The sequence below is a fragment of the Flagellimonas flava genome, from assembly GCF_050617915.1.
In the GTDB taxonomy this organism is placed as follows: domain Bacteria; phylum Bacteroidota; class Bacteroidia; order Flavobacteriales; family Flavobacteriaceae; genus Flagellimonas; species Flagellimonas flava_A.
The window spans coordinates 371,913-391,387 of sequence record NZ_JBODQE010000005.1 but is presented as its reverse complement, the minus strand read 5'-3'; the positions used below and the strand labels follow the sequence as shown (position 1 = coordinate 391,387).

At 40.6% G+C, this 19,475-nt stretch carries 26 protein-coding genes and 1 tRNA gene; 9 read left to right on the top strand and 18 right to left on the bottom strand.

Annotated features, from left to right (window positions below; translation table 11 throughout):
- Positions 1-25 precede the first annotated feature (25 nt).
- From ACRHOZ_RS15070 to ACRHOZ_RS15045, 6 genes are all read left to right on the top strand, one after another.
- Complete coding sequence (locus tag ACRHOZ_RS15070) at positions 26-1,375, top strand: amidohydrolase family protein (protein WP_431127054.1); 1,350 nt, start codon at positions 26-28, stop codon at positions 1,373-1,375.
- 66 nt (positions 1,376-1,441) lie between these two features.
- Positions 1,442-1,744 (top strand): ArsR/SmtB family transcription factor, encoded by a 303-nt coding sequence (locus tag ACRHOZ_RS15065; protein ID WP_422349564.1) that lies wholly within the window; start codon positions 1,442-1,444, stop codon positions 1,742-1,744.
- A 41-nt stretch (positions 1,745-1,785) separates the two neighbouring features.
- On the top strand, positions 1,786-3,189 hold the full coding sequence (locus tag ACRHOZ_RS15060; RefSeq protein ID WP_431127051.1) for a pyridoxal phosphate-dependent decarboxylase family protein: 1,404 nt from the start codon (positions 1,786-1,788) through the stop codon (positions 3,187-3,189).
- Positions 3,186-3,713 (top strand): DinB family protein, encoded by a 528-nt coding sequence (locus ACRHOZ_RS15055; RefSeq protein WP_431127049.1) that lies wholly within the window; start codon positions 3,186-3,188, stop codon positions 3,711-3,713. Before ACRHOZ_RS15060 ends, ACRHOZ_RS15055 begins: the two co-directional genes overlap by 4 nt.
- A gap of 18 nt (positions 3,714-3,731) precedes the next feature.
- On the top strand, positions 3,732-4,964 hold the full coding sequence (gene dcm, locus ACRHOZ_RS15050; RefSeq protein ID WP_431127047.1) for a DNA (cytosine-5-)-methyltransferase: 1,233 nt from the start codon (positions 3,732-3,734) through the stop codon (positions 4,962-4,964).
- On the top strand, positions 4,954-5,562 hold the full coding sequence (locus tag ACRHOZ_RS15045) for a hypothetical protein (protein ID WP_431127045.1): 609 nt from the start codon (positions 4,954-4,956) through the stop codon (positions 5,560-5,562). Before dcm ends, ACRHOZ_RS15045 begins: the two co-directional genes overlap by 11 nt.
- Positions 5,563-5,567: 5 nt before the next feature.
- Here the strand turns inward: ACRHOZ_RS15045 and ACRHOZ_RS15040 are convergent, their stop codons facing one another.
- The 15 genes from ACRHOZ_RS15040 to ACRHOZ_RS14970 form a co-directional block, all read right to left on the bottom strand.
- Complete coding sequence (locus ACRHOZ_RS15040; protein ID WP_431127043.1) at positions 5,568-5,864, bottom strand: type II toxin-antitoxin system RelE/ParE family toxin; 297 nt, start codon at positions 5,862-5,864, stop codon at positions 5,568-5,570.
- Positions 5,857-6,108: a type II toxin-antitoxin system ParD family antitoxin gene (locus ACRHOZ_RS15035; RefSeq protein ID WP_431127041.1), complete on the bottom strand. Its 252-nt coding sequence runs from the start codon at positions 6,106-6,108 to the stop codon at positions 5,857-5,859. Before ACRHOZ_RS15035 ends, ACRHOZ_RS15040 begins: the two co-directional genes overlap by 8 nt.
- A 56-nt stretch (positions 6,109-6,164) precedes the next feature.
- Positions 6,165-6,857 carry a nitroreductase family protein gene (locus ACRHOZ_RS15030; protein ID WP_431127039.1) on the bottom strand — a complete coding sequence of 231 codons (693 nt, stop codon included), beginning with the start codon at positions 6,855-6,857 and terminating at the stop codon, positions 6,165-6,167.
- Positions 6,858-6,879: 22 nt separating this feature from the next.
- On the bottom strand, positions 6,880-7,353 hold the full coding sequence (locus ACRHOZ_RS15025; protein ID WP_431127037.1) for a hypothetical protein: 474 nt from the start codon (positions 7,351-7,353) through the stop codon (positions 6,880-6,882).
- Positions 7,350-7,922: a hypothetical protein gene (locus ACRHOZ_RS15020; RefSeq protein ID WP_431127035.1), complete on the bottom strand. Its 573-nt coding sequence runs from the start codon at positions 7,920-7,922 to the stop codon at positions 7,350-7,352. Before ACRHOZ_RS15020 ends, ACRHOZ_RS15025 begins: the two co-directional genes overlap by 4 nt.
- A 118-nt stretch (positions 7,923-8,040) precedes the next feature.
- The gene (locus ACRHOZ_RS15015; protein ID WP_431127033.1) at positions 8,041-8,457 is read right to left on the bottom strand and encodes a hypothetical protein; all 417 of its coding nucleotides are present in this window, start codon (positions 8,455-8,457) and stop codon (positions 8,041-8,043) included.
- The gene (locus tag ACRHOZ_RS15010) at positions 8,444-9,301 is read right to left on the bottom strand and encodes a HEPN domain-containing protein (protein WP_431127031.1); all 858 of its coding nucleotides are present in this window, start codon (positions 9,299-9,301) and stop codon (positions 8,444-8,446) included. The genes ACRHOZ_RS15015 and ACRHOZ_RS15010 overlap by 14 nt, the downstream gene beginning before the upstream one ends.
- 40 nt (positions 9,302-9,341) lie before the next feature.
- On the bottom strand, positions 9,342-9,836 hold the full coding sequence (locus ACRHOZ_RS15005) for a hypothetical protein (protein WP_431127029.1): 495 nt from the start codon (positions 9,834-9,836) through the stop codon (positions 9,342-9,344).
- A 59-nt stretch (positions 9,837-9,895) separates the two neighbouring features.
- Entirely contained in the window at positions 9,896-10,792 is an 897-nt protein-coding gene (locus tag ACRHOZ_RS15000; protein WP_431127027.1) for a carboxypeptidase-like regulatory domain-containing protein, read from the bottom strand.
- A gap of 114 nt (positions 10,793-10,906) precedes the next feature.
- Positions 10,907-11,302: a VOC family protein gene (locus ACRHOZ_RS14995; protein WP_431127025.1), complete on the bottom strand. Its 396-nt coding sequence runs from the start codon at positions 11,300-11,302 to the stop codon at positions 10,907-10,909.
- 4 nt (positions 11,303-11,306) lie between these two features.
- Complete coding sequence (locus tag ACRHOZ_RS14990; protein WP_431127139.1) at positions 11,307-11,597, bottom strand: helix-turn-helix domain-containing protein; 291 nt, start codon at positions 11,595-11,597, stop codon at positions 11,307-11,309.
- A gap of 1 nt (position 11,598) precedes the next feature.
- Positions 11,599-11,820, bottom strand: a complete 222-nt coding sequence (locus ACRHOZ_RS14985; protein ID WP_431127023.1) for a type II toxin-antitoxin system RelE/ParE family toxin — start codon at positions 11,818-11,820, stop codon at positions 11,599-11,601.
- Positions 11,821-12,008: 188 nt separating this feature from the next.
- Positions 12,009-12,449: a GNAT family N-acetyltransferase gene (locus ACRHOZ_RS14980; RefSeq protein ID WP_431127020.1), complete on the bottom strand. Its 441-nt coding sequence runs from the start codon at positions 12,447-12,449 to the stop codon at positions 12,009-12,011.
- Positions 12,449-13,366 (bottom strand): cation diffusion facilitator family transporter, encoded by a 918-nt coding sequence (locus ACRHOZ_RS14975; RefSeq protein WP_431127018.1) that lies wholly within the window; start codon positions 13,364-13,366, stop codon positions 12,449-12,451. Before ACRHOZ_RS14975 ends, ACRHOZ_RS14980 begins: the two co-directional genes overlap by 1 nt.
- Positions 13,367-13,375: 9 nt before the next feature.
- On the bottom strand, positions 13,376-13,807 hold the full coding sequence (locus ACRHOZ_RS14970; RefSeq protein WP_431127016.1) for an RpiB/LacA/LacB family sugar-phosphate isomerase: 432 nt from the start codon (positions 13,805-13,807) through the stop codon (positions 13,376-13,378).
- Between the two features lie 590 nt (positions 13,808-14,397).
- On the opposite strand from ACRHOZ_RS14970, the gene rnr reads away from it, so the two are divergent.
- Genes rnr through ACRHOZ_RS14955 form a run of 3 tightly spaced genes read left to right on the top strand, consistent with a single transcriptional unit; the run spans position 14,398 to position 17,972 of the window.
- Positions 14,398-16,581 (top strand): ribonuclease R, encoded by a 2,184-nt coding sequence (gene rnr, locus ACRHOZ_RS14965; protein ID WP_431127014.1) that lies wholly within the window; start codon positions 14,398-14,400, stop codon positions 16,579-16,581.
- A gap of 49 nt (positions 16,582-16,630) precedes the next feature.
- Complete coding sequence (locus tag ACRHOZ_RS14960; protein WP_431127011.1) at positions 16,631-17,311, top strand: head GIN domain-containing protein; 681 nt, start codon at positions 16,631-16,633, stop codon at positions 17,309-17,311.
- Between the two features lies 1 nt (position 17,312).
- Positions 17,313-17,972, top strand: coding sequence for a LysE family translocator (locus tag ACRHOZ_RS14955; protein WP_431127009.1), 660 nt, complete (start codon positions 17,313-17,315; stop codon positions 17,970-17,972).
- A gap of 28 nt (positions 17,973-18,000) precedes the next feature.
- On the opposite strand, the gene ACRHOZ_RS14950 is transcribed toward ACRHOZ_RS14955, so the two are convergent.
- The 3 genes from ACRHOZ_RS14950 to ACRHOZ_RS14940 all read right to left on the bottom strand — a co-directional run bounded on the left by ACRHOZ_RS14950 (position 18,001) and on the right by ACRHOZ_RS14940 (position 19,472).
- Positions 18,001-18,071, bottom strand: a tRNA-Cys gene (locus ACRHOZ_RS14950).
- 45 nt (positions 18,072-18,116) lie between these two features.
- The gene (gene folB, locus ACRHOZ_RS14945) at positions 18,117-18,479 is read right to left on the bottom strand and encodes a dihydroneopterin aldolase (RefSeq protein WP_431127007.1); all 363 of its coding nucleotides are present in this window, start codon (positions 18,477-18,479) and stop codon (positions 18,117-18,119) included.
- Between the two features lie 42 nt (positions 18,480-18,521).
- Positions 18,522-19,472 carry a PorP/SprF family type IX secretion system membrane protein gene (locus ACRHOZ_RS14940; RefSeq protein ID WP_431127005.1) on the bottom strand — a complete coding sequence of 317 codons (951 nt, stop codon included), beginning with the start codon at positions 19,470-19,472 and terminating at the stop codon, positions 18,522-18,524.
- Positions 19,473-19,475: the final 3 nt, after the last annotated feature.

Here is a 19,475-nt window from a genome sequence, read left to right as displayed (position 1 = left end):
TTTCCCCTTTATAAAAATCAAGACAATGAAAATTTTACTTAGGTGGGTTCTATTGGCCATTCTGCTGGGCTGCAATTCCAACCCTATAGATTCACTCGATCTAGTTATTTCCGATGTAACCCTGATTGATGGCACTGCAAACCCCGCACAAACCGTAAGCATTGGAATAAAGAATGGGAAAATATGTGCAATTGAGCGTTCCATATCCCAACCAAGCACAAATACCATTGACGGCTCTGGAAAATTTCTGATTCCAGGATTGTTTGATTGCCACGTGCACACTAAAGATTTTGAAACGGATTTTCCAAGACTGATGCACTACGGGGTAACTTCCATATTTGTTCCTGGAGGCGGGGGCTGCACCAACCAGTATTTTAAGGCCATGCGAGATAGGGGAAATCAAGATAGCATTCCAGCTCCCTATGTGTTTCATACCAGTCAACATTTTTCCATGGAAGGCCGCCATCCTTCCAAGACGTATCCTTCCCCCGATTGGAGAGATGGGGAAACTATTTTCTATTTAAAGGACACCCTGCAGATTGAAAAACTGGTTAAGCAAGTAGCGCAATATCCCATTCAAGGTATAAAGTTGACCATAGAAGATGGCCCCGCCCCACCCTTTGTGGAGCGCATCCCGCAAGAATTCATAAACAAGGTAACCAAAGAAGCCTCAAAAAACGGCTTGGAAGTATTTGCGCATGTAAGTGACAATCAAGAGTTGGAAATGGCCATTATGGGCGGTGTTCAAAATCTGGTGCATTTTACAGGGGTAAACATTGAGCAACAGGATGAACGTCAAATGGAACTTTTGGAACAGTTCAAACAAAGAGAACCCAATTGGGTCACGACATTAATGATTGATAAATCTTTCCTTTATCCTTTGCATCCTGAATGGTTCGAAGTTGAGGCCATGCTCCCCACCTATAGGGATAAGGTACTAGAGTTAACTCCGACACGGATTAAAATGAGCAACATGTATGTATCAATTTTAATGGAGGAATATGGTTTAACCGAAAACAGCCTTAGTGCATTTATGGTTCCCCAAGTGGAGGATATCAAGTTTTTACAGGATTTTGGCATCAATATGGTTCTAGGAACTGACGCAGGCAATAAATTTAATTTTCATGGGTATAGTCTTCATGAAGAAATGCAGCTTTTTGAACTTGGGGGTATGGAACCACTGGAAATCCTTAAAATGGGAACGTTGAACGCGGCCAAAATGGTGAATGCCCAAGATAGCTTAGGTTCCATCGAGGTTGGGAAAATCGCAAATATGGTTTTGCTCAATAAAAACCCATTGGTTTCCATCAACAATACATTGGAAATTAACACCGTGATCAAAAAGGGAGTTGTCCAAAAGCGCTTGGGCGAATAATCCCTATAATGTTAGATTGCCGCAAATGTTATATCGACATATTTCGATATTTACTATATTTGAAAAGTGAATGTCGTTGAAATAAATAAAGTACTCTCCAACAAAACCCGAGTGGATATCCTTAAATGGTTGAAGGAGCCCTCCAAGGAATTTCCACCACATAAGGAATTGGGGCATTTTAGATTTGGGGTCTGTGGGCAATATATTTTTGAGAAATCCGGCCTCTCACAGTCCACCATCTCCAACTATTTGTCGCAGCTTCAAAATGTTGGGCTTATCACCCCTACCCGAATTGGAAAATGGACCTACTTTCAACGCAATGAGAAAAACATTAAAGCCTATTTAAAGGAAATGAGCAAAGAGCTCTAAAAATTTTATGTTTTTAAATCGATAATTTTCAATATATCAATATGAAAAATCTGCAAGAACAAATGCTTCACGAGTTGGAAACCAAATCCGACTTGACAGCAGCTCACGACTATGCCAAATCATATATTGATACCGTATTCGACAGAAATGTATACCCCTCCGAGGAAGCCCTGGAAAACTTGAAACATTTTGAAGAGGACCTACCCGAACATAGCGGGGATTCCTCCCAAATTTTGGAACAATTGAACACTCATGGAGGTTCTGCCACAGTTGCTACTCTTGGTGGCCGTTATTTCGGGTTTGTAAATGGCAGCTCACTCCCCATTACCCTTGCGGCAAAATCCCTGTCAACGGTTTGGGACCAAGCTCCAGCCATGCAAGTATTATCGCCTATTGGAAGCAAGCTGGAGTCCGTTGTTGAGCAGTGGCTACGGCAGCTATTTAATCTGGCCGACAATACCGCCGCGGGCTTTGTCAGCGGAACCTCCTTGGCCAATTTTTGCGGTTTGGCGGCTGGTCGATTCCACCAACTTGAAAAATTGGGATGGAACGTGAACGAAAATGGTCTGAACGGCAGTCCAAAACTGCGAGTCATTACAGGCAATCAAGCGCATTCCACAGTGATCAAGGCTATTTCTTTGCTGGGTTTTGGCTATAAAAATATTGAATGGGTGGACACGGATGACCAAGGCCGAATCATCCCCTCCCAAATCTCGGAACTTGATGATAGCTGCATTCTAATTCTTCAGGCGGGGAATGTAAATTCCGGCTCTTTTGATGATTTTGAGGTAATTTGCAAAAAGGCGGCTGAAAAAGGGGCTTGGATCCATATTGATGGGGCTTTTGGGCTTTGGGCCAGAGCGACAAAAAACCTCTCCCACCTTACCCATGGTATGGAGCATGCCCATTCCTGGGCCGTGGACGCCCACAAGACCCTGAACACTCCCTACGATAGCGGAATCATTCTTTGTAAACATCCTGAAGCGCTAAAATCAGCCTTGCACATGACAGGTAGTTATATTGTAAAAGGAGAAGAACGCGATGGGATGTTCTATACCCCAGAAATGTCTAGACGCGCCCGTATTATTGAGCTCTGGGCAGCCTTAAAATATTTGGGCAGGGAAGGGGTATCCGAACTGGTTGAAACCATGCACCACAGGGCAACCAAGTTTAAAAATGAAATTTCAAAAATAGCAGGTTTTGAAGTGCTTAATGATGTCGTTTTCAACCAAGTTTTGGTGCAATGTGAAACAGATGAACTGACCCAGAACACCATGTTCAACATTCAACAAGAACGAGTCTGTTGGGTTGGAGGTTCGCAGTGGAAAAACAGAAAGGTTATCCGTGTGAGCATTTGCTCTTGGGCAACTACCAAAGATGATATTTCCAAGGCCGTAGCTTCATTTAATCAATCATTGTCAAAAGCTAAAAAACAACGATCATGAATTTCGAATTGAACAAATCCATCAAAATACTGGAACGGACTCCCGCAGTTCTTAAGGCCCTTTTTTACGAATTGGATGCGGACTGGGCCACTATCAATGAAGGCCCCCGTACCTGGAGCGCCTATGATATTGTAGGGCACCTTATTCATGGGGAACAAACCGATTGGATTCCCCGGGCTGAAATAATTTTAAGCGATGGTCCGGATAGGACTTTTGCGCCATTTGACCGTTTTGCCCAGGAAAAACTTTCCCAAGGGAAAACCATGGAAGATCTGTTGGAAGAATTTGCCAGCCTTCGGGAATCGTCATTGAACCAGCTTAAATCCTGGAATTTGAGCGAAGAAGATTTGGATAAAACCGGCGTACATCCCGACTTGGGAGAAGTTACACTAAGTCAATTGCTCTCCACTTGGACGGTTCATGATCTGGCGCATATCAATCAATTTAGCCGTGCAATGGTTAAACACTACGCCAAGGATGTAGGCCCTTGGAAAAAATACATCAGAATCCTGAAGGACTTATAGAAAATCCTATTTTTGGGAATGCAGTTGACGGTTTGTGAGCTTTTTGCCGGAGTTGGGGGGTTCCGATTGGGATTGGAGGACACCGAGCACTTTAAGGTGGTCTGGAGCAACCAATGGGAGCCCTCCACCAAGATGCAACATGCTTCCTTGGTTTATGAAGCCCGTTTTGGGGCCGAAAACCATTCCAACCAAAATATTGAAGAAGTGTCCACGGATGCAATTCCTGACCATGATATGTTGGTCGGTGGGTTTCCCTGCCAGGATTATTCCGTGGCTACAACTCTAAAAAATTCCAAGGGGCTTATTGGAAAAAAGGGTGTGCTTTGGTGGTCCATCCACCGTATTTTGTCCGAGAAGAAAAACAAGCCCAAATACCTCTTTTTTGAAAATGTAGATCGGCTCTTAAAATCTCCATCTTCGCAACGCGGAAGGGATTTTGCCATTATGTTGAAAAGTCTCAACGACTTGGGCTACGCGGTGGAATGGCGTGTGATCAATGCTGCTGAGTATGGAATGCCCCAACGCCGAAGGCGGGTGTTTTTCCTGGGCTACCACAAGTCCTCACCCCTTTTCGAGTCTCTGCGAAAAGCTCCAGCCAAAGATTGGATATTGGAGCAAGGAACGCTAGCCTCGGCATTTGCCGTTAAAGCTAGCTCGCAACAAGTCCAGCGCTTTTCCATAGACCAAAGTTTGGTAGAACTTTCAGAGGGGTTCAATGCTGAAAAAGGGCTTTCCCCCTTTTTAAATTCAGGAGTGTGCATTGACGGACGGGTGTCCACCTTAAAAACGGAACCGCTTCCCCAAAAAAAGGGACAGGTGCTTGCCGATATTTTGGAAAACGGAAGTGCAGATGAAAGCCTGTTTATCTCCGAAGAGGAGCTCCCAAAATGGGAGTATTTAAAAGGGGCGAAAAAAGAAATTCGAAGAACCAAAGCTGGTTTTGAATATAATTATAGTGAGGGCAGTATGGTTTTCCCAGATGCCCTTGATCAACCTTCCAGAACCATTATTACCGGAGAGGGCGGAAAGTCCCCATCCCGGTTTAAACATGTGGTGCAAACACCCAAGGGATTGCGTAGGCTTTCCCCAGTAGAATTGGAACGGTTGAACATGTTTCCGGACAATCACACCCAACTTGAGGGCATTTCCGATGCCAAGCGTGCTTTTTTTATGGGCAATGCTTTAGTGATAGGTGTGGTTAAAGAAATAGGCTCGGCCCTGTTCCGGAAAATCCGGGAATTTGAAGAGTAATTTTAAAGACGATTTATCCAGGGAGCGGCTATTTTCCCATTTTCTTGATGGCCAGTATCAAAAGTGTTTGAAGTACTATTCTTTTAAACGTACTTCCAATATAGAAGAACAGCTTTTAGGTGTTGACTTGACATTCACCCACAAACAAACGGGTTCCGTATACCATATTGACGAAAAGGCGCAACTAGATTATCTCAACACCAACCTCCCCACTTTTGCGTTTGAATTGTGCTATGAAAAAGACGGAGAACAGAAAATAGGCTGGTTTTTGGACGTCAACAAAAAAACCGATTTCTATTCCTTGATTACCGGAATTTATGCAGATGAAAAGGACTGTTTCACCACTTGCAATATCACCTTTGTAAACCGTAAAAAGCTGCTGGATTTCTTGAATTCCAAGGGCATAACCCGCGAAAAAATGATGAGACTGACCCACTCCCAACCGCATTATCATGGCAAAATGCAATTGGAAAACCTCGATTCGTTTTCGGAAGGTTATCTTTTTTTCTCGAGAAGAAATAAGATAGAAAAGCCCGTTAACCTCATTTTAAAGCTAGAGTTATTGTACAGTATCGGGGTAGGAAAGAGATTAATATAATGTGCTTATGATATTCTGTTTTTAAGGTCCATTCTTTCGTGCAATATTCTGATAATCTCAATTTCATTTTCTGAAACAACATGATAGAATATGATGTGCTTACCTGATTTTAGGCCTAGCAGATCATTACTAATACCGGAATACGTTTTTCCAAGGAGAGGATTTGCGGCAATTTCATTACTTGCAAATTTTATTGCATTATAATAGGTGTCAGCTTGGTTTTCTGACCACGCTATTAAGGTATATTCCCAGATGGCATTCAAGTCTTCAATGGCTCTTTGTCTCCAGATAATCCTAGCCATTCTTTTCTTTTGCCGCCTTTAGGTTTTGAAGGTTCTCGTCCAAGTCAAAATTCTCCATCCTTGGGCTATTCAAGCCTGCTTGAATAGCCTTTTTTAAAGCTAATGCCTTGCTCTCTTCGTTTTCCAAAAGCCGAAGTCCGGCGCGAATCACCTCACTAACATTTTTATATCGCCCTGCGGAAACTTGATTTTGCACAAATTCATCAAAATAATTCCCTAGTGATATGGATGTGTTTTTGCTCATTTTTGTTCTTTGTATAAAATTACCAAAAATTGGTAAAATTCTCAAAGAACGAAGAACTATTCATAAAAAATGGCGATTTCATCCAGTCCCTTTCTATGGATATCCGGCACATAAGCCGGACTTTTTGGATAGCCTACTGGAAGTAATAAAAAGGCTCGTTCATTGCTCGGCCTATCCAATATTTTGGTTAGAAAATTCATGGGGCTTGGGGTGTGGGTCAGGGTAACCAGCCCAGCATTGTGAATGGCCGAAATCAGCATGCCACAAGCAATCCCAATGGATTCATTTACGTAGTAATTGTTGTGTTTTTCTCCATTTTCGTCAAACTCATATACCTTTTTAAAGGCTATGATCAACCAAGGCGCGATTTCCAAAAAAGGTTTGTGCATGTCCGTTCCCAAGGGTTCCAAATCCTTTTTCCAACGCTCGCTCATTCGGTGTTCATAGCTTTCCTTTTCTTCAGCTTCGGCAGCTTTGCGGATTTCTGTCTTCAAAACTGGATTGGATACTGCGCAAAAGGTCCAGGGTTGCTTGTGGGCGCCTGAAGGTGCTGTGGACGCACTTAAAATTAAATTATCTATGATTTCCTTGGGTACATCTTGGTTTGAAAACTCCCTAACCGACCTGCGTTTATCCAACCATTTATGAAATTCTTGACTGCGCTCTTTAGATTCATCTATTGAATACCTCTCTCCTTCATATAAAACATGTTTATAGCCGTTGAGGGTAATGTGATCTGGTGTTGTCATTGTGCTTACCTTTTAAATGATTTTAGGTTCCGCTGATTTTTTCCAAAATATATTTTTGAACGGATTCTTTGTCCGCTCGGCTTCTTAAAATCAAAAGTTCATTGTTTTTATGTGTCCGATAAGACATTAGGTATTTTGTTTTCCCACTTCGGATCAATTCCGTGAATTCAAATCGGTTTGGGTCAAAATTTTCGGCGATCAACTCCTCTTTTTGGACACTGTCCAGAAATTTTTTTAAACGAATGATTTTGCCGCTTTTCTCATCGATTTTTAACTCTGCATAGAACACCCAAGCCGCAAACCTGTAAAGCATATATCCAACTGATGTAAGAATAGTGATTAAAAGAACGGCCAGCCAACCTGTCCAAATGAGCAAGAAAACGAACGAAGCCGAAGTCCAAATCATTAATTCTTTCCATTTAAATGGAGTGCGGCTGCTTAAAGTGTGGACATGGCCGCTTTTGGAAATTTTGAAGTATTTTTCGTTTTCGTTCATAGTGCAGCCCTTTTCGGAATCCCAGCACTCTTTTCAAGTCTTTTTAATGCTCTATACGTTACTTCTTTTAAAGCGTTATCAAATATCCGATCAGATCTTTTATACGTTGCATCAGCTGATTTCTTATAAAACTCTCCTGCTTCAATAACTTCAATCTCTTTCCCATTAATATTTATGGTTATTTTCAGTTCCACGTACGAAGTTTCTTTTTCATACCAAAACGTCGCAGAAAATTCTTTTCTTGCCTCAAGAACCTGGGCCTTTAATATTACGGATTTAGTCGATTGAGAGCTTAGGTTGTCCAAAATGGTTTGCCTTATAATATTTTCATGGTTGTTATCGAGTGGTGGGGCCACCATATCATATTGTCCCCCTTTAGAAAAAAAAGGAATTTTCAAATCGTCAGAAACAGCAACATTTTCCCTTTTGTCCTCAATTATTATTGCCGCAGGATTCAAATCAAGATTGATTCTTTGATAACTGTCATCCCTAGTAACAAATTTTGGAGTGCTACATGAAAAACAAAAGGTAATTATAAATGCTAGGCTGGTGATTGAGGTTGGTTTCATTTGATTTTATGGACACTTTGCGAATAAATCATTTCTCTCTTATTTCCCCGATCTTCACCATACAAATCTCCTCCGTAAGCTGTTTGAGTTCATTTATCCGAGCGGGTAAAACTATTACTTATCTTCTTTCGTAGAAATAAACCCAATCGTTATCCTGGTTCTCTTCTACCATTCGGTTTCCTTCTAACCGTAAAATTCCCAAAACAAGTACCCCGGTACCCAGCTCCCATCTATTGTTTCCAATATTTTTCCATTTTAAGGTCGAGAGACTCAAATCAGCACATTCCGTTGGGGCATCACCTGTTGTCCATTTGGCGACCATACTGCCATCCGTGTTAAACTCCCTGTAAATACGCGCTTCGCAAAATGATATCTCATCCGGAACACCGGATTTTGTCTCACGCCCCACAGTTAGCCACTCTCCAAGTATAGCATCTGGAGATATTTCTGCATCTTTACTGCACCCCACCAATGCCATAAAGCCAAGCAAGGCGGCCCATGTTTTAACTCTTTTACCAAAATTACGTTGTGCCAATTTTATTGATTTTAGATTTACAAATACTCTCTGTTAGTTGTTTTAGCTCATCTACCTTCCCAGCCAGATGCTCCAATTCAGCTTTGCTGATAGTGTACTCATCCATTTTATAGCGAGCATCTATGTAGGCGCGTTTAAGGAGTTCAAACAGATTTTTTTCTTGGTCAGTTGTTTTGGGGAAGACAGCAAAACCGGCATCGCACATTTCCACTTTTATGCCCAAGGTCTCCAGATTATGGTCTTTGGGGCGGTAGTCCGTAAAGACGAGCAAAATAGTAGTGTAGAATTGCTCGACTGCCTGATGGAGATAGAATGCGGCTTTATGAAAATCCTCTCTATCCATTCCATGTTGAAAATCGATAAGAAAACTGTTCGCGCTTTTAAACCATTGGTCAAAATGGTCTTGGGCTTTTTGGCGGTACTCTTCTGGGGTGAGTTTTTTGGGATTGGCGAGCTTAAACTTTTCGGAATCGTAGAGTACAATCCCCTCTTCTTTAATGTCCTTAAAAAAGTAATTGCCCTGGGCCAAGGAGGCGTTAAGTTGTTTTATGCCGTGGAAGATCGGGCTTACGGGTGTGGTCACTTTTCCGGAATCCACCAATTCTTGTTTTATCCTGCCCTCTATCCGGAATTTTTGCTTTAAATCTTCATGGGTGAACACTACAAGGAGGTCAAAATCGCTGCGGTATTCGTAGGTGATGCCTTTTTCCACGTATTTGTCCTCTACCCAATTACCGCGGGCGTGGCTGCCAAAGAGAATCACCATTTCCACTTCTTTAAAGGCGGAAAGCTGCTGGGTAAGCAGTTGCAATTCTTCTTGTTTGGATTTGGGCAGATGGTTCACAAGGGGAAAGTAAGAAATTTTTGATATTAGGAGAGTTAAATCATTCAGTCATGTTGATAAGGGTAGAGGTTATATAGCCATATACCTTTTTATTATAAGGAACTGGCGAGACGAAAAAAGATAAAACGTACTCTCCGTATCTTTTTTTGTTTTTATCCTTGACCACAAAATAGGTAGGATTTCCCCTAGCAATTTCATAACCTTCCTTGAAAAAATCAGATTCAAAGGAGATAAATTCACTCTTATAAACTGAGAAGTCAAATGCCTTTGCAAGCAATTCGTTTGGTTTGATTTCATTTTTTACTTTCTTGATTTCAACTTTATCAATCAAATCAAGATTAGCACGAACTATTGTATAATGGGTTCCTCTATCTAGGATAATCAGGTAATGTTTATTTCCTGAAGAGAAAAGCAAGTATGGGCAACTTTGATTAACTTGATTTAGAATGATCTTATCAAAAACCAAATCTGCTTTTTCCCTGCTTTCTGCATAATATCCTGTAAGTTTCTGTTGGCCAAAAGCAAAATTGAACATGGGTAAAATCAAGACCAAAAGGAAAAAGCATTTTACCTTCATAAAATCTTTGTTTCCTATCACTTTTCTCTTTTTTTCAAATAGTAGTTAAATTGATATCCTACTCCCAAGCTTATTTCATTAAACGCGCCTATTTTGTTATATCGGATAAAAGTTGATATTCGTTTAAAATTACGTTTTACCTCCACTTGATATTCGCTCAAATTTCTGTAAACGCTCATTGTTGCATTAAATTCAGCATAGAAAGGCTCACCTAGCCACTTGCCAAAACCAACTAACGGTCCGCTTGAATTAACCATTTTGTTTTTATCCGATTCCACATAATCTATAGTACTGAATCCAGCCAGTAGGTTTATTCCTCTAATATTTATACTGCTTTCTAAGCTATAGCTCTGTGAGTCTACATTATTGTTGTGGTTTAAGTTTTTGAGGGATGCTTTTAAATCCAAATCAAACCCACAATCCATGAACAAATGGACTAAACTAACGGAAGAACTTAAAAACCTATTTTCTCCAAAGTTGGTTTGGTAAGCCAAATTTGCTTTTAAAGTGGTACCGCCAAACATGGCTGGTGTTGAAAAATACAATTGCCCGCCAACAGGGTTGTTAAATACACCACTCATGGCATGAATACCTATATCTTGATAATCAAAATAACATATGTTACAATCTTCTTTGAGGACAATTTCCAGTAGCCGTGGTTCATCCAATTTTATTTCCTGTGTTTTGAAGCCAATGTATGAAATGGTCAGCACGCTCAACGAATCTGGAACTGCAATCTTAAAATTTCCATCAAAGTCTGTTTGTGTCCCAATTTTTGTGCCTTTTACAATTACTATTGCCGCGGGCAATGGGCCTTTGTCGCTTTTAGCTAGGACTATACCCAAATAGTCTGTTGTTTGTCCAAAGGCAAGATTAAAAATGAATGAGCATGTGAGCAATGTGAGTTTTTTCACAGCGGTTTGGCTAATTGTTCAAACCAAAAGTACCTGTTCGAGTCGGTTTATGAAATCAAGAATGAGTGAAGTGGGTGATTGGTTGAGTAATCGATAAAAGTTAGAAAGATACTTTTATAATTCCTCCACCAACTGAATATTATTCCCACAGGTATCATTCAAAACTGCAACTTTTACAGTGCCCATTGCGGTGGGTTTTACGCTAAACTCTACCCCGAGATCCACAAGTCGGTCGTGTTCTTTTTGCACATCGTCCACATCAAACTGGGTATAGGGAATTCCAGCTTTCATAAGCTCTTCTTGGTATACTTTTGAGGGTTCAAAATGAAGGGGGGCAGGCTCCAGTAAAAGTTCGGGGCCATCTTGATTCTCTGCCGAAACCAAGGTCAACCATCTATTGCCACCTTCCAGGGGAATATCCCGTTTTTTGATAAAACCAAGTTTTTCTGTGTAGAATTTTAGCGCTTTTTCCTGGTCCAATACGGGAATGCTTATTAAAGTTACTCTCATAGCCCTATAATTCAATGGAAATATTCACCTTGCCCCCAAGCCCTTTTTCAACAATGTCATAAAGGGTTTTTAGGGTAAGGTTGCTCCCGTTGTTTTCTACCCGTGAAATATAGGTGCGTTTTTTATCCACTAATTCGCCCAACTGCGCTTGGGTAAGGTTTTTTTCTTCTCTGGCCTTGCGCAACAAAAGCCCAATCTTAAATGATTCAAAATCCCGTTCCAGTTCATCTCTCCGTTCTGTTCCTTTTTTTCCGTAAACAGAATCTTTGATGTCTTTCCAGCTTTTAGTGTCCATTTTATTTCCTTTTCTCTTCATAGCACATATGCATTAGTGTAACAGCTTTGTCTATTTCTTTCTGTGGGGTTTTTTGCGTTTTCTTTGTGAATCCGTTCAACAGGATTACCAATTTTCCGCTATCGAAAAAGCAGAACACCCGCCAAATGTTGGAGCCCAATTTTATCCTTGCTTCATAGAGACCCTTTGCCCCTGAAATGGCTTTAAGGTAGTTAGAAGGCACTCATTCGTAGGTTTCAATAATTTCGATAACCTTGAATATTTTGTCTTGAACCTTTTTGGGTTGCTTTAGCAAAAACTCCTCGAAATAATTTTTATACTGGACTACCTCCCTAACCCTCTTCATTATCATAAAGGTAACTTAAAAGTTACATTGTTCAAAATCCAAATGAAAAATGTATTGCGAAAAGTTTACTGCTTCACCATCCTCACATGCGGAATTCCATCCTCTAAATATTCCGCACCCGTTTCCTTAAAACCTAAACTGTTGTAGAATCTTAACAAATAGGTCTGTGCGGAAAGTTCTAGGGCCATCTCTGGAAATCTGGATTCCAAATCTTGGATGGAGGCTTCCATAATCACTTTGCCATAGCCATATTGCCTTTCGTCCTGGGCTACCACTACTCTTCCAATGCTTGGATTATCAAAGTAATCCCCAGGGCCAAACATTCGGGTGTAAGCTACAAGTTTGCCTTCTTTTGTTCCCAAAACATGGATTGCCTTTTGATCCTTTCCGTCCACATCTTGGTACACGCAATCTTGTTCCACCACAAAAACGGCGCTTCGCAATTGCAAAAGCTGGTAGAGCTCTTTGGTAGTTAATTGATCAAAGGTTTTTATCTGTATTTCCATCAATCCTGAACAATTACGCTTTTGGAATCACATTTATCAAACTCGGGCTGAATGTTTACATGGTTGATACCATGTTTATGATATACATGCTCTTCAATATCAACCAAAATCTTATCAAATTCTGATAGTTTGATGTCTTCCTTAAAATCGATATGCGCCTCTAGATGAATTTCCTCTTCGTTGAGCTGCCAAATATGTACGTGGTGTACATTTTTAACTGGTTCCAAGGTACAAATGGATTCCACAATTTCCTTCACTTCAATTGTTGAAGGGGTAAACAGCATCAGCACCTTGGTGGATTCCTTTAACAAATCGTATCCCATATAAATTAGATACAGGGCAATGGCCATCGTAAGTACGGCATCTACCCAGAAAATTTGGTAAAATTTCATCAATACACCTCCTACCAAGACCGCAACGGAAGCCATCATGTCCGTAAGCAAATGCAAATAGGCCGATTTCATGTTCATATTGTCCTCGGAATCCTTTTTAAGTAACAACACGCTAAATCCATTACCTAAAATCGCAATAATCGATAACCAAATAACCAGATTTGACTCTATTTCCTGGGGTTCAAAAAAGCGATCCACGGCTTCAATCATCAAAATAACGGCTACCACCATCAAGGTTGCCGCGTTTATGAAGGCAGCCAGGATTTCGGCTCGTTTATAACCAAAAGTCTTGTTTTTTGAGGCCTTTTTTCGCCCCAACAAAGCAGCAACATAGCTGATGACCAAGGAGAGGACATCACTGAAATTGTGCAGGGCATCCGACAAGAGCGCAAGACTACCGGAAATAAGACCACCTATTACCTGTGAAACGGTAATGGCAATATTGAGAACTATGGATATGAGAAGATTCCTTCCCTTTAAATCATTGTGGGAATGCGAATGTCCATGATAGTGGTGGTGCCCCATTAATCCATCTTATCTGCAGGGAATTTTTTCAATGCGTCGCTCGTGTCGACCGCCTTCAAATTCTGTATTCAAGAAAGTTTCCACCATTTCCAGAGCTTGTGGGAGTGCTATAAAGCGGGCTGGAAGGCTTAGAATGTTGGCATCGTTGTGTTCACGGGCCAAAGCGGTAATTTCCTTGCTCCAACACAAGGCCCCTCTTACATTTTGATGTTTGTTGATGGTCATGCTAGCCCCATTTCCGCTGCCGCAGATGACAATGCCCAAGTCTGCTTTACCCGCTTCAACATCATCCGCAACAGGGTGCACAAAATCCGGATAATCCACACTGTCAGTACCATCGGTACCATAATTGATTATTTCAATTCCTTTTGATTTCAACAAGCCAATAATTGCCAGTTTGTAGTCTGTACCGGCATGGTCATTTCCTATAGCTATTTTCATTGTTCAAGATTTAGATTGGTAAATACAAAGGTACGATTCTTTTAAAGTTGGGATGTTGATAAAAATCATCTATTATTTCCATTGGCTTCATATTCAGAACATTGAAAAAAATTGGGATTTGTTGATCGTTCGTAGAAAACTTGAGGGAATTAAATTTTTATTATTCAAAAAATATTGGCATTACATATTAAAATCCAAAATTGTGCGTTTAATCCATCAGAAAGTAATTAACTTTTAAGCAACAATTATTTCCCTTAATCAACAATAAATTTGATTTTAGTTTTCAAAAAATCCATGTTGAAAACACTTATCAAATTATGTTCATTAAAAATCTAATCCGTTGATTTTTAATTTTCTTTTCCATTGATAGTTTGTTCACAAACTTTCTTATCTGTTGAAGTCAATTTTTTCGTAAATAATTTATTCCACATTTCAACAAACTATCATAATCATCATTTTTATAAATTTTAAAAAAGAAAGAAAAAAGAATATTAATATATGTTGATAAAGCAGCTCTTGTGAAACGATTGTTTGCCATAAAATGATGCTGCCTTATTATAATTCGTAATTTTCAAAAAATTAAACTGTAGATGTCAAAGAAAAAGAAGAGAGCCAGGAGTCAACGCAAGAACGAGATTACCAAGGGCATTTTTACAGTACTGGAGAAAGAACCTTCTAAAAGCTTCAATTACAAACAAATAGCCTCAAAAATGGGTATTACGGATACCCGTGACAGGAATGCCTTGATCAAACGATTGGGGCAGCTAAAGGCCACGGATAGGATTTTGGAAGTGGAACGGGGCAAGTTCAAGAAAAAACCTTCGTTGCATACATATTATACCGGTAAAGTGGATTTGACCACCAGTGGGAATGCGTACATTATTACGGAAGATTTTGATAATGACATATTTGTTCCATACAACAAACTCAACAAGGCCTTTCATGGCGATATGGTTGAGATATTTCTAAGACCCAGACGCAATGGAAAGAAACCAGAAGGGGAAATTTCCAAAGTACTGGAACGAAGAAAAAGCAGCTATGTGGGTATTGTGGACAAGCAAAAGACCTTTGCTTTTGTTAGGCCTACCGATCCCAAAATGTATACTGATATTTTTATTCCCCTGGACAAACTTAAAAAGGCAAAGGACGGGGACAAGGTTGTGGTTGCACTCGGAAATTGGCCTGATGATGCCGAATCACCTTATGGAGAAGTCTTGGAAATTTTGGGAAAACCTGGAGAGCACAATACCGAAATCCATTCGATTTTGGCAGAATATGGTCTGCCGTATGAATTTCCGTATGAAGTGGAGCAGTTTGCCAAGACCTTGGATACCTCCATCAAAGAATCCGAGATTGCCAAACGAAGGGATATGCGGGATGTGTTGACCTTTACCATCGATCCCAAGGATGCCAAGGATTTTGATGATGCCCTTTCTTTCAAAAAACTGGAAAACGGCAACTATGAAATTGGGATTCATATTGCAGATGTATCGCACTATGTGCAGCCCGATACGGTTTTGGAGGACGAGGCATATGAACGGGCTACTTCGGTCTATTTGGTGGATAGGGTGGTTCCCATGTTACCTGAGGTACTTTCCAATTTAGCCTGTTCCTTGAGGCCCAATGAAGAAAAATATACGTTTTCGGCCATTTTTGAAATGGATGAAAATGCCAAGTTGATCAATCAATGGTTTGGACGTACTGCCATTAATTCCAATGAGCGTTTTGCTTATGAGGAGGCGCAGCATGTGATTGAAACCAAACAAGCCAAGATTCCAAAGGAAGTATCCATTCGGGAGGATGCCTATACCATTTCCGAGGATGTTGTTGAGGCGATTTTGACCTTTGATAAATTGGCCAAGATCATGCGTAAACAACGGATGGATGCCGGGGCCATTTCCTTTGATAAAATCGAGGTGCGATTTAACCTGAATGCGAAGAATGAACCCAAAGGAGTTTATTTTAAGGAATCCAAGGATGCCAACAAACTTATAGAAGAGTTTATGTTGTTGGCCAACAGGAAGGTTGCGGAGTTTATTGGCAAACAAAAAAAGACCTTTGTTTATAGGATTCATGACGAACCGGATGAGGAAAAATTAATGGCCTTGAACGGGGTTATTTCAAGATTTGGACACTCTATTAACCTTAGGGACAAAAAGAGCCTGAACAGCTCTCTAAACCAGCTCTTAAGGGATGTAAAGGGGAAGAAAGAACAGAACCTGGTGGACACTTTGACAATCAGGAGTATGAGCAAGGCCATTTACACCACGGAAAACATTGGCCATTACGGTTTGGGCTTTGAATACTACACCCATTTTACATCACCAATCCGAAGGTATCCGGATGTAATGGTGCACCGATTGCTGCAGCATTACCTAGATAAGGGCAAACCTCCCAAGGATACTTTGTATGAGGATAAATGCAAGCATTCTTCGGATATGGAGTTATTGGCTGCCAATGCTGAACGGGATTCCATTAAGTACATGCAGATTAAATTTATGGAGGACCACAGGGATCAAAAGTTCCTTGGGGTGATTTCAGGTGTTACCGAATGGGGCATCTACGTAGAGATAATTGAGAACAAATGCGAAGGAATGGTGCGTATACGGGATATCAAAGATGATTATTATGTGTTTGATGAACGTAATTTTGCCATTGTGGGAGAGCGTACCAAACGAATGTACCAATTAGGGGACGAGGTCTATGTGATGGTAAAGGAAACGGATTTAATAAAAAGACATTTGGATTTTTCCCTTGTGGGCAGGAAAAAGTGATTTTTTTGGAATACATTTTGTGAACCAATTGCGCATAATACTTTGAAACATGAAAGCTTTAAGAATACTGATGCTGTTCATTTCGTTTCAGCTGATGCAGGCACAAGAAGAGCAGCTTACAAAAGAACTGGAATCTTTTTCGGAGGTTAAGGGTTTTGATGGAATCTCCATCAATCTGATAAAATCGGATGAAAACAAAGCCGTGATCAAAGGGGCCCATACACAAAAAGTGGCCATTGTGAATAACGATGGTGTGCTAAAAATTAGAATGGAAATTAACAAAATTTTTAGTGGTTATAGAACTTTTGTTGATTTATTCCATGCGGATGAACTTGTGGTTATAGATGTCAACGAAGATGCCAAGATAAGCTCGCAAGAAACCATGGTTCAAAGTGTATTGGATTTAAGGGCTCAAGAAGGAGGGGAACTGGAAATCAACTGTCAAACAGAACAACTTTTGGTCAAAGCAATCACAGGTGGGCAAATAGAAGTAAAGGGCTTTGCGGATACGCAGGATGTTATTATCAACACTGGGGGAGAATATAATGGTAAGGAATTCAAGACCAAATTTTCCACAATTACCGTGAATGCTGGCGGAAATGGGGCAATTTATGCTACGGACTACGTGAAGGCCAACGTTAAAGCTGGAGGAGAGGTTCTGGTGTACGGAGACCCTTTAAAGATGGATGAAAAAACGGTTTTTGGCGGGAAAGTAATTCGGATGGATTAGTATGATAGAAGACATTCAAGCGGCAATACCTTTGGGGTTTTTATTGGCCTTTATGATAGGCCCTGTTTTTTTTGTGCTTTTGGAAACCAGCGCAACCAAAGGTTTTAGGGCCGGTATTAGTTTTGATTTTGGGGTGATTGTGGCTGATGTTGTCTTTTTGTTGATAGCCTATTTCAGTAGTTTTCAGCTTTTGGAAAATTTAAGCAACCAACCAGGTCTCTTTGTCTTTGGGGGCATGATTCTGCTGGTATACGGCATTGTTATTTTTGCGAAAAAGGCATCCAAAAAAGAAAACCTGAAAGCCTCCAAAGGCACCTACGCTGGGCTGATGATAAAAGGATTTCTTTTGAATTTTATCAACATTGGGGTACTGGCCTTTTGGTTGGGATTGATTGTGATCGTGGGTCCTAGCTTGGACAACGATCCAAACAGGATTTTGGTCTTCTTCAGCACCATGATCGTTGTTTATTTTATCACGGACGTCTTTAAGATCCTTTTGGCCAAACAATTGAAAAAGTATTTGACTGCGGAAAGAATCGTGTTGATTAAGAAAGTACTTGGGTTGGTGATCATTGTTTGTGGAATAGTCTTGATTATCAAAGGTTTTTTACCCAAGGAAAAGTTTGATATCAAAGAAGGCATAGAACGCATTAGCGAATAAAAAACCCAACCATTTGGTTGGGTTCTTGAGGCATCGAGCGGATTCGAACCGCTGTACAAGCTTTTGCAGAGCTGTGCCTAGCCACTCGGCCACGATGCCATTTCAGGGTGCAAATGTACTACTTTTTTTAGCTTACCCAAACCTTTAAACAGGTCTTTCGGCCTTTAAAACTACGCTTACACTTTGCACATCCCCTCCTATTGGAGGATTGATTTTTGCGACCTCTATTTCAGCTTTGGAAACGGTGGTCAATTCTATAAAAACACGATCTAGAATGCGTTTGGCAACGTGTTCCAAAAGATTGGAACGAATGGCCATTTCTTCCTTGACAATGTTGTTAAGATGAACGTAATCAACTGTTTCACTGAGTTTGTCGGAAACAGAGGGTTTGGATAAGTTGGTATATACTTCCAAATCTACCCGATAATCACTTCCAATGAGCATCTCTTCCTTTAAACACCCATGGTTGGAGTGCACTCTAATATTGTTGAGCCTTATTTTCCCCACAATTGTTGCTTTGGTGGGACAAAAATAAGTGAAACCCAGTAATTAGTACATACACCTACAATTACTGATACCCTGGAAGAGATCCATACCCACCGTTACAACATGGGTACCTGTACTATATCCCAAAATCTCGTTGGTGATGACCTGATAGGAATAGCCAAAGTAGAAATTGTTTTTTTTCAATCCTGCAATAGGGGCTATATACAAAGGTTTACCCAACTGATCGTTCAAGAAGCGATAGGTAACACCCACATAATAATAATCTTCAAAATCGTGAAAACGGAATTTGGCATTTAAATCTGTCACCGATCGACCATCACTTTCAAAATATTGATAGAAAACCGAAGGTTCTATCTCCAGTTTGCTGTTTTTGTTTTTGGAAATACTATAGCCCGCATAGGCGTAGTAGTTTCTCAAGGTGTTGGGTTCAAAAACAGGATTGAACTGAGCCAAATCCTTGGGCAAAATATTGGATGCATTCAAGCTTATATAGAACTTGCTGAATCGATATAAGACGCCCAAATCAAAATTGTGGTTGGTGGTAGCCTTGTCATCAGTTGGTCTTTGACCTCCAAAATCGGTAAAGTTTTCCACATCGATCCTGAACTGGTTGAAGTTGTAGGAAATACCGAAGGACAGGAAGATATCCTCATACCTATCCAAGGTCAAGTGGTGTGCAAAGGAAACCCTGGCTCCTCGCTGCTTGGTTTCCCCGTTACTATCGTTGTACATCAGCATGCCAAGGCCTGATCTATTTCCTATTCTAGCATCTGCAGCCAAAGTTTGGGTGTCCGGGGCATCCTCAATACCCACCCATTGGGTAAGACCGTTAAGTCTAACCTTGATGTGATCGCCAATTCCCGCATAGGTTGGGGACATTAGAAAAGGGTTGTCCGCAATATATTGCGAAAGCTGCGGAATGGTCAGTTCCTGTGCCACTGCCCCGAGGGAGAGCAGTAGGATAAAGATTGAGGTTATGCTTTTTCTTAACATGAT

Excerpts from the sequence above, each read along its gene's own strand:
- ACRHOZ_RS15070 (WP_431127054.1), top strand. The coding sequence starts at position 26 with ATGAAAATTTTACTTAGGTGGGTTCTATTGGCCATTCTGCTGGGCTGC.
- ACRHOZ_RS15060 (WP_431127051.1), top strand. The coding sequence starts at position 1,786 with ATGAAAAATCTGCAAGAACAAATGCTTCACGAGTTGGAAACCAAATCC.
- ACRHOZ_RS15055 (WP_431127049.1), top strand. The coding sequence starts at position 3,186 with ATGAATTTCGAATTGAACAAATCCATCAAAATACTGGAACGGACTCCC.
- dcm (WP_431127047.1), top strand. The coding sequence starts at position 3,732 with ATGCAGTTGACGGTTTGTGAGCTTTTTGCCGGAGTTGGGGGGTTCCGA.
- ACRHOZ_RS15040 (WP_431127043.1), bottom strand. The coding sequence starts at position 5,864 with ATGGCTAGGATTATCTGGAGACAAAGAGCCATTGAAGACTTGAATGCC.
- ACRHOZ_RS15035 (WP_431127041.1), bottom strand. The coding sequence starts at position 6,108 with ATGAGCAAAAACACATCCATATCACTAGGGAATTATTTTGATGAATTT.
- ACRHOZ_RS15030 (WP_431127039.1), bottom strand. The coding sequence starts at position 6,857 with ATGACAACACCAGATCACATTACCCTCAACGGCTATAAACATGTTTTA.
- ACRHOZ_RS15025 (WP_431127037.1), bottom strand. The coding sequence starts at position 7,353 with ATGAACGAAAACGAAAAATACTTCAAAATTTCCAAAAGCGGCCATGTC.
- ACRHOZ_RS15020 (WP_431127035.1), bottom strand. The coding sequence starts at position 7,922 with ATGAAACCAACCTCAATCACCAGCCTAGCATTTATAATTACCTTTTGT.
- ACRHOZ_RS15005 (WP_431127029.1), bottom strand. The coding sequence starts at position 9,836 with ATGTTCAATTTTGCTTTTGGCCAACAGAAACTTACAGGATATTATGCA.
- ACRHOZ_RS14995 (WP_431127025.1), bottom strand. The coding sequence starts at position 11,302 with ATGAGAGTAACTTTAATAAGCATTCCCGTATTGGACCAGGAAAAAGCG.
- ACRHOZ_RS14990 (WP_431127139.1), bottom strand. The coding sequence starts at position 11,597 with ATGGACACTAAAAGCTGGAAAGACATCAAAGATTCTGTTTACGGAAAA.
- ACRHOZ_RS14980 (WP_431127020.1), bottom strand. The coding sequence starts at position 12,449 with ATGGAAATACAGATAAAAACCTTTGATCAATTAACTACCAAAGAGCTC.
- ACRHOZ_RS14975 (WP_431127018.1), bottom strand. The coding sequence starts at position 13,366 with ATGGGGCACCACCACTATCATGGACATTCGCATTCCCACAATGATTTA.
- ACRHOZ_RS14970 (WP_431127016.1), bottom strand. The coding sequence starts at position 13,807 with ATGAAAATAGCTATAGGAAATGACCATGCCGGTACAGACTACAAACTG.
- rnr (WP_431127014.1), top strand. The coding sequence starts at position 14,398 with ATGTCAAAGAAAAAGAAGAGAGCCAGGAGTCAACGCAAGAACGAGATT.
- ACRHOZ_RS14960 (WP_431127011.1), top strand. The coding sequence starts at position 16,631 with ATGAAAGCTTTAAGAATACTGATGCTGTTCATTTCGTTTCAGCTGATG.
- ACRHOZ_RS14955 (WP_431127009.1), top strand. The coding sequence starts at position 17,313 with ATGATAGAAGACATTCAAGCGGCAATACCTTTGGGGTTTTTATTGGCC.
- ACRHOZ_RS14940 (WP_431127005.1), bottom strand. The coding sequence starts at position 19,472 with ATGTTAAGAAAAAGCATAACCTCAATCTTTATCCTACTGCTCTCCCTC.